General features: G+C 71.0%; 12 protein-coding genes and 1 pseudogene. 3 read left to right on the top strand and 10 right to left on the bottom strand.

Annotation, left to right across the window (positions count from 1 at the left end; translation table 11 throughout):
• Positions 1 to 117: 117 nt before the first annotated feature.
• The gene (locus OG787_RS33520) at positions 118 to 1,317 is read left to right on the top strand and encodes a sugar MFS transporter (RefSeq protein WP_369037575.1); all 1,200 of its coding nucleotides are present in this window, start codon (positions 118 to 120) and stop codon (positions 1,315 to 1,317) included.
• Positions 1,318 to 1,427: 110 nt separating this feature from the next.
• Here OG787_RS33520 and OG787_RS33515 read toward each other — a convergent pair.
• From OG787_RS33515 to hrcA, 9 genes and pseudogenes are all read right to left on the bottom strand, one after another.
• Positions 1,428 to 2,422 (bottom strand): annotated as a pseudogene (locus OG787_RS33515) (adenosine deaminase).
• A gap of 20 nt (positions 2,423 to 2,442) precedes the next feature.
• On the bottom strand, positions 2,443 to 3,351 hold the full coding sequence (locus tag OG787_RS33510) for a ribonuclease Z (protein WP_405537702.1): 909 nt from the start codon (positions 3,349 to 3,351) through the stop codon (positions 2,443 to 2,445).
• A gap of 14 nt (positions 3,352 to 3,365) precedes the next feature.
• On the bottom strand, positions 3,366 to 3,710 hold the full coding sequence (locus OG787_RS33505) for a histidine triad nucleotide-binding protein (protein WP_369037578.1): 345 nt from the start codon (positions 3,708 to 3,710) through the stop codon (positions 3,366 to 3,368).
• 305 nt (positions 3,711 to 4,015) lie between these two features.
• Positions 4,016 to 7,234 (bottom strand): S41 family peptidase, encoded by a 3,219-nt coding sequence (locus OG787_RS33500; protein WP_369037930.1) that lies wholly within the window; start codon positions 7,232 to 7,234, stop codon positions 4,016 to 4,018.
• A gap of 70 nt (positions 7,235 to 7,304) precedes the next feature.
• Complete coding sequence (locus OG787_RS33495; protein WP_369037929.1) at positions 7,305 to 7,883, bottom strand: hypothetical protein; 579 nt, start codon at positions 7,881 to 7,883, stop codon at positions 7,305 to 7,307.
• Between the two features lie 66 nt (positions 7,884 to 7,949).
• Positions 7,950 to 8,693, bottom strand: coding sequence for a 16S rRNA (uracil(1498)-N(3))-methyltransferase (locus tag OG787_RS33490; protein WP_405537701.1), 744 nt, complete (start codon positions 8,691 to 8,693; stop codon positions 7,950 to 7,952).
• A complete protein-coding gene (locus OG787_RS33485; protein ID WP_405537700.1) occupies positions 8,690 to 9,766 on the bottom strand; it encodes a nitronate monooxygenase in 1,077 nt (358 codons plus the stop codon). The genes OG787_RS33490 and OG787_RS33485 overlap by 4 nt, the downstream gene beginning before the upstream one ends.
• Positions 9,767 to 10,057: 291 nt before the next feature.
• Positions 10,058 to 11,194, bottom strand: coding sequence for a molecular chaperone DnaJ (dnaJ, locus tag OG787_RS33480; protein WP_369037952.1), 1,137 nt, complete (start codon positions 11,192 to 11,194; stop codon positions 10,058 to 10,060).
• The gene (gene hrcA, locus OG787_RS33475) at positions 11,195 to 12,211 is read right to left on the bottom strand and encodes a heat-inducible transcriptional repressor HrcA (RefSeq protein WP_369037951.1); all 1,017 of its coding nucleotides are present in this window, start codon (positions 12,209 to 12,211) and stop codon (positions 11,195 to 11,197) included.
• A 227-nt stretch (positions 12,212 to 12,438) separates the two neighbouring features.
• Here hrcA and OG787_RS33470 point away from each other — a divergent pair, with 227 nt between their 5' ends.
• A complete protein-coding gene (locus OG787_RS33470) occupies positions 12,439 to 13,194 on the top strand; it encodes an MBL fold metallo-hydrolase (RefSeq protein ID WP_405537699.1) in 756 nt (251 codons plus the stop codon).
• A 31-nt stretch (positions 13,195 to 13,225) separates the two neighbouring features.
• Entirely contained in the window at positions 13,226 to 14,029 is an 804-nt protein-coding gene (locus OG787_RS33465; protein ID WP_405537698.1) for a DUF3097 domain-containing protein, read from the top strand.
• A 300-nt stretch (positions 14,030 to 14,329) separates the two neighbouring features.
• Here OG787_RS33465 and hemW read toward each other — a convergent pair whose 3' ends face one another.
• The gene (gene hemW, locus OG787_RS33460; protein ID WP_405537697.1) at positions 14,330 to 15,562 is read right to left on the bottom strand and encodes a radical SAM family heme chaperone HemW; all 1,233 of its coding nucleotides are present in this window, start codon (positions 15,560 to 15,562) and stop codon (positions 14,330 to 14,332) included.
• Between the last annotated feature and the right edge of the window lie 18 nt (positions 15,563 to 15,580).

Genomic DNA, 15,580 nt, shown 5'->3' with positions numbered 1-15,580 from the left:
TTGATACAAATTGCCCGCGCGTTCCTGTCCGTCGACGGTCGTCGCCCAACCCCGCATTGAGCCGCCACATTCACCTGTCGAGCCGTCACACTCGCTTTCGCACGCCCAGGAACGCCGTTGTTCTCCCCCCGCTCCACCATGCCCTGGCCCCTCGTCGCCCTTTTCACGGCCGGGTACCTGGCGCCGTACCTCCTGCCCACCACCGTCGGCAGGCTCGACGCGTATCTCCCGCTGAGCCCCACGCAGGCCGGTGCCATCGGCAGTGCGCTGCTGCTGAGTTCGGCGGCGGCGGGCTTCCTGCTCGCCTCCCGGGTCGACCGCGTCGGCGCACGCGCCCTGGCCCGCACCGGCCTCGCCCTCGCCGCCCTCGGCTACGGCACGGCCGCCCTCACCACCAGCCTGTACGCCGTGATCGCCGGAGCGGTCCTCGGCGGCTTCGGCTCCGGTACGGCCACCACGGTCGCCGCCACCGGTATCGCCGGCCGCCCCGACCCGCACCGCACGACCACCCTGGGCCTGCTGAGCGTCTCCGCCCTCGCGGGCGCCGTGTATCTGACGGTCCCGCACCTGGGCCCGGGTCACGGCCTCCCCCTCGCGGCACTGGCCCTGACGGCAGCCGCCGTATGGCCGCTGACGGCGACCCTCCCCGGACGCGACGCGCACGTCACGACGGCTGTCGTCACCACCCCGACTCCCCGCAGCCCGCTCCCCCGCCCCCGGGCCGGCATGGTCCTCGCCGTCACGATGACCTGCTGGTCCCTCGCCCAGAACTCCCTCTGGGGTGTCAGCGGCCGGATCGGGCTCACCCAGGCCGGACTCTCCGAGGCCACGGTCGGCGCGGTGTTCGCCATCGCACTCGGCGCCGGGCTGCTCGGGGTCGTCGGAGCCGGAGCACTCGGCACCCGCCTGGGCCGCGCACTGCCCATCGGCGCGGGCACGGCCGTCATCGCGGCCTGCATCGTGCTGAGCGCCTCCGCGACCGACCTGACGTCCTTCGCGGCCGGCGAGATCGCCTGGAACACGCTGTACCCGATCGTGCTGTCGTACGTGATCGGCCTGGCCGCCGCCCTGGACCCGCGCGGCCGTTGGGCCGTCCTGGTCGGCTCGGCGTCCTCACTGGGCACGGCATGCGGCCCGCTCACCGGCAGCCTGCTCTCCGCACACACGGGCTATCCGGCGATGGGCGCGGTCCTGGCCGCCGGCCTGCTGCTGATCGCGGTCCCGATGACCGCCGTGGCACTACGCACCCCGTCCCCGTCCCGAGCCCTGAGACTCACCACGGTGAAGGCCACCGAGCAGTACCGCCCGGTGGCCTGAGCGGTGCGGGTGAAGTCGGGCGCACAGCGCCCCGACAGGGGCGCGGGGGACTGCGCGACCAGCCCCCACCGGCCCGCGGCCAACGAACCACACGCCCCGCGGAGCACCCCTCACCGCGTGAACTCGTACGCCTCCACCTCGGCGAGATACCGCGCCCGCCGCTCCTCGTCACCGTCCAGGAACGACGCCAGGAACGAGTTCCGCGCCAGCTCGCGGAGCCGCTCCTCGCCGAGGCCCAGGGCCTCCCGTACGGCCCCGAAGTTGTCGCCGACGTACCCGCCGAAGTAGGCGGGGTCGTCGGAGTTGACCGTGCAGAGGAGACCGGCGTCGAGCATCGCGGGCAGCGGATGCTCGGCCAGGACGTCGACGGCCCGCAGCCGTACGTTGGACAGCGGGCAGAGGGTCAACGGCACCCGCTCCCGCACGAGCCGCGCGACCAGCTCCGGGTCCTCCATACAGCGCAGCCCGTGGTCGACGCGCTCGACGCCGAGGATGTCGAGGGCCTCGGTGATGTACGAGGGCGGCCCCTCCTCACCGGCGTGCGCCACGCGCCGCAGCCCGAGCCCGGCGGCGGCCTCGTACACCTCGCGGAACTTCACCGGCGGATGCCCGACCTCGGCGGAGTCGAGCCCGACACCGGAGATCCGGTCGAGGTAGGGGCGGGCGGCGTCCAGGGTCTCCATCGCGGACGCGGCGGACTGGTCGCGCAGGAAGCACATGATGAGCTGAGTGGAGATGCCGTGTGTCGACTCGCTGTCGCGGAGCGCGAGCCAAAGCCCCTCGACGACCGTCCCCATCTCCACCCCCGCGCGATGTGGGCCTGCGGATCGAAGAAGATCTCCGCGTGCCGTACGCCTTGTGCTGCCGCCCGGGCGAGATAGGCGTTGGCGAGATCCGCGAAGTCCTGCTCCGTGCGCAGAACGGCCATCAGCTCGTAGTACAGGTTCAGAAAGGACTGGAGGTCCTCGAAGAGATACGCCTTGCGCAGCTCCTCGGTGTCGGCGTACGGCAGCACGACGCCGTTGCGCGCGGCGAGCGCGAAGGCCAGCTCGGGTTCGAGGGTGCCTTCGATGTGGAGGTGCAGTTCGGCTTTGGGGATGGACATCAAGGAATCGTACGGCCGGATTACCGCCGTTTCGGAACCGGCACCCGCAGTAGGTCATGCGCGACGGTCAGCTCACCCTCGTACCCCGCCGCCCGCGCCTGCCGCTCGAACTCGTCGGGGTCGGAGTAGCGCTGGCTGAAGTGGGTGAGGACGAGATGCCGTACGCCGGCGTCCCGGGCGACGGCTCCGGCCTGACCGGCGGTCAAGTGCCCGTGATCGTCGGCGAGTTGCTGATCCTCATCGAGGAAGGTCGACTCGATGACAAGCATGTCGCAGTCAGCGGCGAGCGCGTGGACGCCCTCGCACAACCGGGTGTCCATGACGAAGGCGAACCGTTGCCCGCGCCGCAGCTCGCTGACCTCGTCGAGGGTGACGGACCCGAGAGAACCCTCGCGCTGGAGGCGTCCGACATCCGGCCCCTTGATGCCGCGCTCGGCGAGCAGTTCGGGCAGTATGCGGCGCCCGTCGGGCTCGACGAGGAGGTAGCCGTACGACTCGACGGGGTGGGACAGCTTCCGGGCTTCGAGCCGGTAACCGCCCGTGGTGGCGAGCACCCCGCCCTCCCCCGCGACCGGCACCTGCCCGATCTGGACGGTCTCGCGATAGGCGGTGGCGTAGCGCAGCCGGTCGAAGAACTTCTGCCCGGAGCGGGGGTAGTGCGCGGTGATCTCGTGCGGGACGCGGTCGAGGTTGATGCGCTGGATGACGCCGGCCAGCCCGAGGGAGTGGTCCCCGTGGAAGTGGGTGACGCAGATCCGGTTGAGGTCGTGGGCGGCGACCCCGGCGCGCAGCATCTGGCGCTGGGTGCCCTCGCCGGGATCGAAGAGGAGGCCCTCGCCGTCCCAGCGGAGGAGGTAGCCGTTGTGGTTGCGGTGCCGGGTGGGTACCTGGCTGGCGGTACCGAGAACCACCAATTCACGTCCGGACAAGGCGCGTTACCCCGTCAGCCGGGCGGCCACTGCATGCCGCGTCCGCCGAGGAGGTGGGCGTGGGCGTGGAAGACGGTCTGGCCGGCGCCGCTGCCGGTGTTGAAGACGAGGCGGTAGCTTTCGAGCTTCTCCTCGGCGGCGATCTCGCCGGCCTCGCGGAGTACGTCGGCGGCGATGGCGGGTTCGGCGGCGGCGAGGGAGGCGGCGTCGGGGTGGTGGACCTTGGGGATCACCAGGATGTGGGTCGGCGCCTGGGGGTTGATGTCCCGGAAGGCGACGGTGGTGTCTGTCTCCCGGACGATCGTCGCGGGGATGTGCCCCTCGACGATCTTGCAGAACAGACAGCTCTCGTCCGCCATGCGTGTGCCTCCTCACGCTCACCGATCATTACGCCCGGCATCGTACCGATGACAGACCTCACTCGCCCCCGCCGCCCCTACCCGTTCCCATCCTCGGGGACGCTGCCCCCGAACCCCCGCTCCTCAAACTCCCCCAGAGGGGGGACCCCCAAGGGGCTGGATGGTGCCGGCCGGAGCTTGATCTTTCAGCCCGTCCGGCGTTTGAGGACAAAGGGGGGTCTGGGGGCGCAGCCCCCAGGGATGGGTATGGGTAGGGGCGGCGGGGGCGAAACAAACCCGACGCCCACCCCCACCCACCGGCACCCTTACAACTCCGGCAACCCAGGCGCCACCTTCGCCGGCCGCCCCTCCAACGACTCCAACGCCAACCGGATCGCCTCGTCCAACTGCACATCCCGCCCGGCCGCGTAATCCTGCGGAGCCTGCACGACCTCCACGTCCGGGTCGACCCCGTGGTTCTCCACGCCCCACCCGTAACCCTCGAGCCAGAACGCGTACTTGGGCTGAGTGACCAACGTCCCGTCGACCAGCCGATACCGACTGTCGATCCCGATCACCCCACCCCACGTCCGCGTCCCCACCACAGGCCCGATCCCCAACGCCTTGATCGCCGCGTTCACGATGTCCCCGTCAGACCCCGAGAACTCGTTCGCGACAGCGACAACAGGCCCCCGCGGCGCGTCCTCCGGATAGCTGTACGGCCGTAGCCCACGCGGCAGATCCCACCCCACGATCCGCCGCGCCAGCTTCTCGACGACCAGCTGGGACGTATGCCCGCCCCGGTTCTCCCGGACGTCGACGACCAGCCCCTCCTTCGCGACCTCGATCCGCAGATCACGGTGGATCTGGGCCCACCCGGGCGCCTGCATGTCGGGGACGTGCAGATATCCGAGGCGCCCGCCCGACTTCTCGGCGACGTACGCCCGCCGGTCCGTCACCCACGCGTGGTAGCGCAACGGCTCCTCGTCCGAGATGGGCACGACGACCACATGCCGCGAGTCACCGCCACCGGACGGCGAGATCGTCAGCTCGATGGGCTTGCCGGCCGTACCGACGAGCAGCGGGCCGGGCCCGGCCACCGGATCGACGGGCTGCCCGGCGACGGCGATGATGGCGTCGCCCGGACGCACCGCGACACCGGGCGCGGCGAGCGGCGAGACGCCGTCGGGGTCGGACGTCTCGGCGGGCAGGATGCGGTCGATGCGCCACAGGGGCGTGCCCTGGGGACCGTCCTCGTGCCGGGTGATGTCGGCGCCGAGGAGCCCCTGCCGCTCACCACTGCCGTAGCCGCCACGCGGGGTGACGTACGCGTGCGAGGTGCCCAACTCGCCCTGGACCTCCCAGAGAAGGTCGACGAGGTCGTCGTGGGTGGCGACCCGGTCGAGGACGGGACGGTAGCGGTCGAGGACACCGTCCCAGTCGACCCCGCCCATGTCAGGCCGCCAGAAGTTGTCGCGCATGATGCGACCGTTCTCGTCGTACATCTGCCGCCACTCGACGGCCGGGTCGACCGACTGCCGGACACGCGACAGGTCCACGGTGATGTTCGTGTCGCTCTCGTCGTCGTTCGAGGCACGCCGGTCACTCGGTACGACCTTCAGCTTGCCGTCGGTCCACAGCAGCACCCGCTTCCCGTCGCCGCTGACGGCGAAGTGGTCGGCGTCCCCGGCGAGGTGTTCGATGCGCTGCTGGGCGAGGTCGTACCGCTCCAGCTCGGTCTTCGGGTCGGGGTCGTCGGGCGTGGCCCGGGACGAGCCGAGCACCCCCCGCACCGGGTGGCGCAGCCACAGCACCCCGTCCTTGGCGGCCCGCAGGTTGGTGTAGCGGGCGGCCTCGACCGGGAACGGCACGATCCGGTCGGCGAGCCCGTCGAGGTCGATCCGGGTCGCCGGAGCGCCCTCGCTGTCCGGGGTCTCGTCCTTGTCCGGCGCCTCGAAGGGCCGCCCGTGCCGCTGCGGCCCGAAGGGCGAGGGCGTGGTCGCGGCGAGGGGGATGAGGTGCGGACGCGAACCGCCGACGAAGGCGAGGTCGAACACGTGCTCGTCGTAGACGGGGTCGAAGGAGCGTGCGGACAGGAAGACCAGATGCTTGCCGTCGACCGTGAACGCGGGCGAATAGTCCCGGAACCGAAGCGGAGTCGCCTCGGTCACCGACAGATCGGTGGTATTGGCGAGCTTGAGCTGACGCAGCGGACGCGGCCCGGGGTGGGACCAGGCCAGCCAGGCCGAATCCGGGGAGAAGACCAGCCCGGACACATCCCCGTCCCCACTCCTGTCGACCTCCCGCACCTCCCCCGACTCCCGCTCGACCAGCAGCACGCGCCCGTCGTGGGAGGCGACGGCGGCCCGGCTGCCGTCGGGCGCCATGGCGAGCCCGAGGACCCGCCCGAGCTGTCCGGCGGCGAGCCGGCGCGGAGTGGCGCCGGGCGCGACCCCGGTGGCCGGGGCGAACTCCAACGCGTCGTCGCCCTCCGCGTCCGTCACCCACACGGCCCACTCCTCGCCGTCCACGCGGAAGGCGCGGGGCAGCCGGGCCCGTACGCCATGCCCGGAGGCAAGGACGCGAGCCGGACCGGACCGGTGGGTGACCCAGTGCACGGATCCGCGCACCCCGATGGCGCTGCCGCGCCCGGTGTGGTCGGGCGCCCCGGAGTTGAACCACCGCGAGGCACTCACGGGATGCGGCTGGAGATCGACGCGCTGCCCGCCGAGCCGGATGTCGAGCCGCCGGGGCTCGGCCCCGTCCAGGTCGTCCAGCAGCCACAGTTCACCGGCGGAGGAGTAGACGACACGGCTGCCGTCGCTCGCCGCGTGCCGGGCGTAGAACCCGTCGACGCCCGTGTGCCGCCGCAGATCGGACCCGTCCGCCAGGGACGAGTACAGCGCCCCGACCCCTTCGTGATCGGAGAGAAAGGCGATCCGCTCCCCGACCCACACCGGGTACTCAAGGTTCCCGTCCAGCTCGGAATGCAGCCGTACGAACTCCCCGTCCCCCTCCCGGTCGATCCACAACTTCCCGGCCGTACCGCCCCGATACCGCTTCCACCAGGCGGCCTCGCGCCCCATGGGAGCGGAGAGCAGAACGGTCGCGGGCCCGTGGGCGACATCCCCAACGGGCCCGTACGGCAGGACAGTTGCCGGGCCGCCGTCGAGCGGGATCGCCCGGGCCCAGGAGCGGCGGAGGCTGGCCTGGCCCTGGGTGCTGATGGCGAGGACCTGCCCGTCGGGGGTCCAGCCGCGCACCTGTGTCCTCGAACTGCCCCAGTAGGTGAGCCGGTTGGCCGACCCGCCGTCGATCGGGGCGACATGCACCTCGGGCGCGCCGTCGCGGGTGGACGTCCAGGCGAGACGGGTGCCGTCCGGGGAGATACGGGGATGGGTCACCGGCACGTTGTCGGCGCTCACGCGCCAGGCCCGGCCGCCGTCGAGCGGGGCGACCCAGACGTCGTCCTCGGCGGTGAAGGCGACCGAGTCGCCGTGCAGATGCGGAAACCGGAGATACGCAGGCGAAGAGGGCTGAGTCACCCGATCACCCTAAGCAGCGATCACGCCACTGGACAGGGGTTTCGGGCAGTTCCTTACCCTCGCCGGATCGTTATTTGCCCTCGACGGGCAGGCAGTTCGGATCCTGCCGGCACCAGATGGTCTTCGTCACGGTGACCGTCACGGTCGGCCCCGGCTCGCCGTTGTCCGGCGGGTTCCAGGTGACGGGCGGGGTGTACGTCGGTGTGGTGGGCGCGTCACAGTCGCCGAGGCCGGTGACGCGGAACACCTGCTTGCCGTCGACCTTGGCGGTGAGGTCCCCGCGTACGCATCGGCCGTCGACGGCCCGCGTGACCCGCCCGGTGACGGTGATGTCCTTGCCGTCCCCGGTCTCGCCCTGACAGTCGACGCTCGCGACGGTGTTCACCGTCGCGGAGGGCGAACTCCCGGAGCCGGAAGCCGTGTTGCCGCCGTCGACGGAGGCAGTGCAGGTGAGCCACTGGACGTCCACGTTCCGCCGCTCCAGCTCCTTGGTCGCGGTCTGGTCGGTGGTGAGGGAGACGGTGGCCGAAGTGAGCCCACCGGGATCACAGGCGACGACACCGCTCACGGCGGCCACCACGAGTCCGGCCACCGCGACCGCCCTGCGGTTCCCGCGCGGCCGATGCCAAATCCGCCTCAAGGCCCCCATGGAGGGCAGCCTGCCACCGTCCCGCCCGACGCGGAAGGGCGTAAACGGACAGGACCAGGAGGGGACTCAAGACCAGCGTCCGGTGCGGCCGAGGAGCAGCGCCGTCGCGGCGGTACCGGCGGTGGAGGTACGCAGCACACTGGCCCCCAGCCGGTACGCCTTCGCCCCCGCCTCCTCGAAGAGGGCCAACTCCTCGGGGGAGACGCCCCCTTCGGGCCCGACGACGAGCACGATCTCACCGGAGGAGGGCAGTTCGGCGGTGGCGAGCGCCGCACTGCCGTAGTCCCGGTCCTCGTGGAGTACGGCGGCGAAGTCTGCGTCGGCGAGAAGTGCGGCGACCTGCTTGCTGGTCGCCGCGTCCGCGACCTCGGGGAAACGCACCCGGCGGGACTGCTTGCCGGCTTCCCGGGCGGTGGCCCGCCACTTGGCGAGCGCCTTCAGCCCACGGTCACCGCGCCACTGGGTGATACACCGGGAGGCGGCCCAGGGAACGATGGCGTCGACACCGGTCTCGGTCATCGTCTCGACGGCCAACTCGCCCCGGTCGCCCTTGGGCAGAGCCTGAACGACGGTGATACGAGGGGACTCCGGGGCTTCCTCGACCAACGCCCCCAGCCGCAGGGTCAGTTGGTCCTTGCCCTCGACACCGACGACCTCGCCCTCGGCCCAGCGCCCGGCCCCGTCGGTGAGCACGACGGCCTCGCCGACCCGCAGCCGCTTCACGGAGACCGCGTGCCGACCTTCGGGACCGTCGAGGAGGAACTGCCGTACGTCGGGCACCTGCTCGACGACGAAAACGGGCGCGGTCACGCCGCCTCGCCCCCGCCCAGCAGCACGGCCCGAGCGGCGGCGATCTCCTCGGCCAGCACAGCCACCAGCTCCCCGGCGGGCAGTTCACGGGCCATCCGGTGCCCCTGTCCCGCCCACAGCGCCATGCCCTGCGCGTCGCCGGAAGCGGCGGCCTTCTTGCGCAGCGGCGAGGTGAGGTGGTGGACCTCGGGGTAGGCGGCGGGGGCGTACGGGCCGTGCTCGCGCAGGAAACGGTTCACCAGTCCCCGGGCGGGCCGGCCGGAGAACGCGCGCGTCAGCTCCGTACGGACGAAGAGCGGGTTGGTCAGCGCCTGCTTGTGCAGGGCGTGGGCGCCGGATTCCGGGGTGGCGAGGAAGGCGGTGCCGAGCTGGGCGGCACTGGCGCCCGCGGCGAGGACGGCGGCGATCTGGCTGCCGCGCATGATCCCGCCGGCGGCGACGAGCGGCAGGTCGACGGTCTCGCGCACCTGGGCGAGGAGGGAGAGCAGCCCGACGGCGGAGCCGTCCGCCTCGGGATTGTCGCGGTGGGTGCCCTGGTGCCCGCCGGCCTCGACGCCCTGCACGATCACCGCGTCGGCCCCGGCCCGCTGCACGGCGAGGGCCTCGTCGGCGGTGGTGGCGGTGACGAGGGTGAAGGTGCCGGCGCGGCGGAGGGAGTCCAGTACTTCGCTGGTGGGCACCCCGAAGTGGAAGGAGACGACCGGGACGGGGTTGTCGAGCAGTACGGCGAGCTTCGCGTCGTAGCCGTCGTCGCGCCCGCTGTCCGGGTCGCCCAGCTCGGTGTCGTACCAGGTGACCTCGCCGGCGAGCTGATGGGCGTAGACCTCGACGGCGGCGGGGTCGGCGTACTCGGGCTGCGGCATGAACAGGTTCACGCCGAAGGGGCGCCCGGTGATCCCCCGGAGCTGCTTGATCTCCTGATACATCCCGTCGGCGGTTTTGTACCCCGCGGCAAGGAACCCGAGCCCGCCCGCTTCGGCGACGGCGCCGGCGAGCTGGGGGACGGAGACGCCGCCCGCCATGGGGGCCTGCACGATCGGGTGAACGAAGAGATCGGTCAGCGCGGAGGACATGACGGCATGTTGTCACGTCCCCAGCACAAGGTCCGAATCAGCCCTGAGCCATCTCCTTCGCCCCCGCCGCCCCTACCCGTTCCCATCCTCGGGGGCTCCGCCCCCGAACCCTCGCTCCTCAAACGCCGGAGGGGCTGGATGGTGCCGGCCGGGGCTTGATCTTTCAGCCCAGGCCCAGGTATTTCAGCCCGTCCGGCGTTTGAGGACAAGGGGGGTCTGGGGGCGCAGCCCCCAGGGATGGGAACGGGTAGGGGCGGCGGGGGCGAAACAAAAACCCCCGGCACCCATCCCTCAGCGCCCGTTGAACGCATCCTTCAACCGCGAGAACAAACCCTGCTGCCCAGGCTGGAACTGCCCAGTGGGCCGTTCCTCCCCCCGCAGCTTCGCCAGCTCCCGCAGCAACCGCTCCTGCTCAGGATCAAGCTTCGTAGGAGTCATGACCTCGACATGCACGATGAGGTCACCACGGCCACCGCCCCGGAGGTGCGTGACCCCCCGCCCGTGCAGCGGAATCGACTGCCCGGACTGCGTGCCCGGACGGATGTCGACCTCCTCAAGCCCGTCGAGCGTCTCCAGCGGCACCTTGGTGCCAAGAGACGCCGCCGTCATCGGCAGAGTCACCGTGCAGTGCAGATCGTCCCCGCGCCGCTGGAACTGCGAGTGCGGCAGCTCATGGATCTCGACGTACAGGTCACCGGCGGGACCACCACCGGGCCCCACCTCACCCTCACCGGCGAGCTGGATCCTCGTACCGTTGTCGACACCCGCGGGGATCTTCACGGTCAGCGTCCGCCGCGACCGCACCCGGCCGTCGCCCGCGCACTCGGGGCACGGCGTCGGGACGACGGTCCCGAACCCCTGGCACTGCGGACAGGGCCGCGAGGTCATGACCTGGCCCAGGAAGGACCGGGTCACCTGCGACACCTCACCACGCCCGCGACACATGTCGCAGGTCTGGGCAGAGGTGCCAGGCGCAGCACCCTCACCGCTACAGGTACCGCACACCACGGCCGTATCGACCTGAATGTCTTTAGTAGTACCAAAAGCAGCTTCATCGAGCTCGATATCGAGCCGGATCATCGCGTCCTGGCCGCGCCGCGTACGCGACCTCGGCCCCCGCTGGGACGCCGTTCCGAAGAACGCGTCCATGATGTCCGAGAAGTTCCCGAAGCCACCGGCGCCGAAGCCGCCCGCGCCCCCGCCGCCCGCCTGGGACAGCGGATCGCCGCCGAGGTCGTAGACCTGCTTCTTCTGCGGGTCCGACAACACCTCGTACGCGGCGTTGATCTCCTTGAACCGCTCCTGCGTCTTCGGATCGGGGTTGACGTCCGGGTGCAGCTCGCGGGCGAGCCTCCTGAACGCCTTCTTGATCTCGTCCTGGGACGCGTCGCGGCGCACGCCGAGTACGGCGTAGTAGTCCGTGGCCACTTACGACTCCGCCAGGATCTGTCCGACGTACCGTGCCACTGCGCGTACCGCTCCCATCGTTCCCGGGTAGTCCATGCGGGTCGGTCCGACCACGCCGAGCTTGGCGACTGCCTCGCCGCCCGAACCGTAGCCGACCGACACGACGGACGTGGAGTTGAGTCCCTCGTATTTGTTCTCGTGACCGATTCGTACGGTCATGCTCGAATCCCCGGCCTCACCAAGGAGTTTGAGAAGTACGACCTGTTCCTCCAGAGCTTCGAGGACCGGCCGGATAGTGAGGGGAAAGTCATGTCCGAAGCGGGTCAGATTGGCGGTTCCGCCGATCATCAGCCGCTCCTCGGCCTCCTCGACGAGCGTCTCCAGGAGAGTGGAGAGCACCGTCGCGACCGTACCCCGGTCCTCCACCTCGAAGGCGTCCGGGAGGTCCTGCACGAGCTGCGGCACGTCCGCGAAGCGGCGGCCCGCGACCCGGCTGTTGAGCCGCGCGCGTAGATCCGCCAGAGACGTCTCCCCGAAAGGCGCGGGGCAGTCGATCATCCGCTGCTCCACGCGGCCGGTGTCCGTGATCAGTACGAGCATCACGCGCGCGGGAGCGAGCGAGAGCAGCTCCACGTGCCGCACGGTCGACCGGGTGAGCGACGGATACTGCACGACGGCGACCTGCCGCGTGAGCTGGGCGAGCAACCGAACGGTCCGCCCGACGACATCGTCGAGATCGACAGCCCCGTCAAGGAAATTCTGGATGGCACGCCGCTCGGGAGCGCTCATCGGCTTGACGCCGGCGAGCTTGTCGACGAAGAGCCGGTAGCCCTTCTCGGTCGGGATGCGCCCGGCACTGGTGTGCGGCTGGGCGATGAAACCCTCGTCCTCCAGGGCGGCCATGTCGTTGCGGACGGTCGCCGGGGAGACCCCGAGGTTGTGCCGCTCGGTGAGAGCCTTGGACCCGACCGGTTCCTCGGTGCCGACATAGTCCTGGACGATGGCGCGCAACACTTCGAGCCTGCGTTCACTGAGCATCGCGCACACCTCCAACTGCTGTCGTCCCCTGAGTGCCTGGGCCGTCCCTGGCACTCTTCGTGTGCGAGTGCCAGAGTTCCCCGGCCCAGTGTACGGCTGTCGGGTACGCCCCCGGCAAGGGCGGCCTGCGCCGATCTGCCGACGTGTACCGACCTGTCCTGCGATGTCGTGTCCGCGGCAACCCGGTCGTGGCGACCACTTCCTCCCCGTCCCGCTAGCGTCGCCGCATGAAGGTGACTTGGGAAGAGCCGGGGTGGCACGACCTGGGCTGGGAGCGGCTGGCGGCCGGGGTGGGCAGACGCCGGCTGCCGGTCTGGGACTGCACGGTGGGGCTGGTCGCAGGGGCGGGCGGCGCACTCCTGATCGACGCGGGATCGAGCCTCGCGGAGGGCGCGATCCTCCGCCTGGAGGCCCAGAAACTCGCCCGCCGCCGTGTGGACTTTCTCGCACTGACGCACGCCCATTTCGACCACGTTTTCGGAGCGGCGGTGTTTGCGGGTGCGCATGTCATCGCGGCGGAGGGCGCGGGGGACGAATTCGAGGAAGTGGGGCGCGAGGCGTTGTGCGCGGACGCCGTACGCAACGGTCTGGACGCCCGCGCGGCGGAGGAGGCGGCGGACACCCTGGTGGTCCCGCACGAGGAGGTCGGGGAAACCCTGACAGTTGCCCTGCGCAACGGCCCGGAGGTACTCCTGGTGAACGCCGGCCCCGGCCACACCCGCGGCGACCTGGTGGCCGTCGTACCGGGCGACCCGACCGTGGTCTTCTGCGGCGACCTGGTCGAGGAGTCGGGCGAACCCCAGGCGGGCCCCGACGCCGTACCGTCGCACTGGCCCGCGACCCTGGACCGCCTCCTGACCCTGGGCGGTGAGGACGCGCTGTACGTCCCCGGTCACGGAGCGGTGGTGGACGCGGCGTTCGTACGGGCCCAACGGGACGCGCTGGCAACCCGTTTCGGCGTGTCGCGGCGGGGAGTGGACTGACGACGCGGGAGCTTCTCCTATCGTCATCCGAATGCGCCAGTACTCTCCGGACCTGACCCCACCGTGGAAGAAGCCCAAGCCCGTACCGCAGGTACCGGCGGAGCCCGGCCTGGTGGTCGAGGAGCCGGGTACGGGTTTCTGCGGCGCGGTGATCCGCTGCGAGGCGGGCACGGTCACCCTGGAGGACCGCTTCGGCAAACACCGGGTGTTCCCGCTGGAGCCGCGGGGGTTCCTGCTGGAGGGCAGGGTGGTGACGCTGGTACGCCCGTCCGCCTCGGCGGCCGCGCCCTCCCGTACGGCCTCCGGTTCGGTCGCGGTCCCCGGTGCACGCGCGCGTGTGGCCCGTGCCGGGCGTATCTACGTCGAGGGCCGGCACGACGCGGAGCTGGTCGAGAAGGTGTGGGGCGACGATCTGCGCATCGAGGGCGTCGTCGTGGAGTACCTGGAAGGCGTGGACGACCTCCCCTCGATCGTGGCCGAATTCGACCCCGGCCCGGACGCTCGCCTGGGCGTCCTGGTGGACCACCTGGTCCCCGGCAGCAAGGAGTCCCGTATCGCGGCGTCGGTGACCAGCGAGCACGCGCTGGTGGTGGGCCACCCATACATCGACATCTGGGAGGCGGTGAAACCGTCGTCCCTGGGCATCCCGGCCTGGCCGAGGATCCCCCACGGCCAGGACTGGAAGACGGGCGTGTGCCGGGCCCTCGGCTGGCCGGAGAACACCGGGGCGGTGTGGCAGGCGATCCTGAAGCGGGTGGGTTCGTACCGCGACCTGGAGCCGGAACTACTGGGCCGAGTAGAACACCTGATCGACTTCGTGACAGCACCGGAGTGAGCTCCGGGGGGCGGATTGTTTCGCCCCCGCCGCCCCTACCCATACCCATCCCTGGGGGCTGCGCCCCCAGACCCCCCTCTCGCGCTGAACGCGCTCGTCCTCAAACGCCGGACGGGCTGGATAGTGCCGGCCGAGGCTGGAGAGTGGCCATCGGGGCTTGATCTTTCAGCCCGGGCCCAGGGCATTTCAGCCTGTCCGGCGTTTGAGGACGAGGCCGGTCAGGCCGAAAGGGGGGTCTGGGGGCGCAGCCCCCAGAAGGATGGGACGGGTAGGGGCGGCGGGGGCGAAGAAAACAAACCCTCAGTCCACCAGATCCCGCACCACCGCATCCGCCAGCAACCGCCCGCGCAGCGTAAGCACAGCCCGCCCCCCTTCGTACGGACCGGCCTCAAGCAGCCCCTCCCCCAGAGCCCGCCGAGCCGCCGCAAGCCCGTCCTCTCGCAGGAGGGACAGCGGAACCCCCTCCCGCAACCTCAGCTCCAGCAACACCCGCTCCACCCGCCGGTCCTCCTCCGACAGCACCTCCCGCCCCGCCCCCGGCGACCGCCCCACCCCCAACGCCCCCGCATACGCCCCCGGATGCTTCACGTTCCACCACCGAACCCCGCCGACATGCGAATGCGCCCCGGGCCCCGCCCCCCACCAGTCGGCCCCCCGCCAGTACAACTCGTTGTGAAGGCAACGGGCGGCCACCGAAGTCGCCCAGTTCGACACCTCGTACCACTCGAAACCGGCCGCCCCCAGCACCTCATCGGCGATCAGATACCGATCCGCGTGCACGTCGTCGTCGGTCATCGGCACCTCCCCCCGCCGAATACGCCGAGCCAGCTGCGTACCCTCCTCCACGATCAGGGCATACGCGCTGACGTGATCCGGCCCAGCCCCCAGCACCGCGTCCAGCGAAGCCCGCCAGTCATCGTCACTCTCACCAGGCGTGCCGTAGATCAGATCGAGGTTCACGTGCTCGAACCCCACCGCCCGCGCCTCCGCGACACACGCCTCCGGACGCCCCGGCGTGTGCGTACGGTCCAGCACCTTCAGCACATGCTGCTTCGCGCTCTGCATCCCGAACGAGATCCGGTTGAAACCCCCCTCACGCAGGGTGGCCAGATACCGCTCGTCCACGGACTCCGGATTCGCCTCCGTCGTCACCTCGGCGTCATCCGCGAGGCCGAACTCGTCACGGATCGCCCCCAGCATCCGTACGAGATCGTCGGCGGCCAGCAGCGTGGGCGTACCGCCCCCGACGAACACCGTACGAACGGGCCGCGGATCGTCGCCCAGCACCTTCCGCGCCAGCCGCACCTCGTCGATCAGGGTGTCCGCGTAGTTGTCGCGGGACGCCAGGACACCGCCCGTGCCCCGCAGCTCGGTCGCCGTGTAGGTGTTGAAGTCGCAGTAGCCGCAGCGGGTCGCGCAGTACGGGACGTGGAGATAGAACCCGAGGGGACGGTCCGCGGCCCCGGCGAGCGCGGAGGCGGGCAGGGAGCCGTCGTCGGGGACGGGATCACCGTCGGGAAGTGCGGAGGGCATGCCTTCCATTGTCCAGCA

It is taken from the genome of Streptomyces sp. NBC_00075, from assembly GCF_045041225.1.
Taxonomy (GTDB): Bacteria; Actinomycetota; Actinomycetes; order Streptomycetales; family Streptomycetaceae; genus Streptomyces; species Streptomyces adonidis.
This window is presented reverse-complemented; position numbering and strand designations above follow the sequence as displayed.

What these genes read in the sequence shown, in the direction of transcription:
- OG787_RS33465 (WP_405537698.1), top strand. Translation starts at nt 13,226, where the DNA reads ATGCGCCAGTACTCTCCGGACCTGACCCCACCGTGGAAGAAGCCCAAG.
- hrcA (WP_369037951.1), bottom strand. Translation starts at nt 12,211, where the DNA reads ATGCTCAGTGAACGCAGGCTCGAAGTGTTGCGCGCCATCGTCCAGGAC.
- OG787_RS33470 (WP_405537699.1), top strand. Translation starts at nt 12,439, where the DNA reads ATGAAGGTGACTTGGGAAGAGCCGGGGTGGCACGACCTGGGCTGGGAG.
- OG787_RS33485 (WP_405537700.1), bottom strand. Translation starts at nt 9,766, where the DNA reads ATGTCCTCCGCGCTGACCGATCTCTTCGTTCACCCGATCGTGCAGGCC.
- hemW (WP_405537697.1), bottom strand. Translation starts at nt 15,562, where the DNA reads ATGCCCTCCGCACTTCCCGACGGTGATCCCGTCCCCGACGACGGCTCC.
- OG787_RS33495 (WP_369037929.1), bottom strand. Translation starts at nt 7,883, where the DNA reads ATGGGGGCCTTGAGGCGGATTTGGCATCGGCCGCGCGGGAACCGCAGG.
- OG787_RS33505 (WP_369037578.1), bottom strand. Translation starts at nt 3,710, where the DNA reads ATGGCGGACGAGAGCTGTCTGTTCTGCAAGATCGTCGAGGGGCACATC.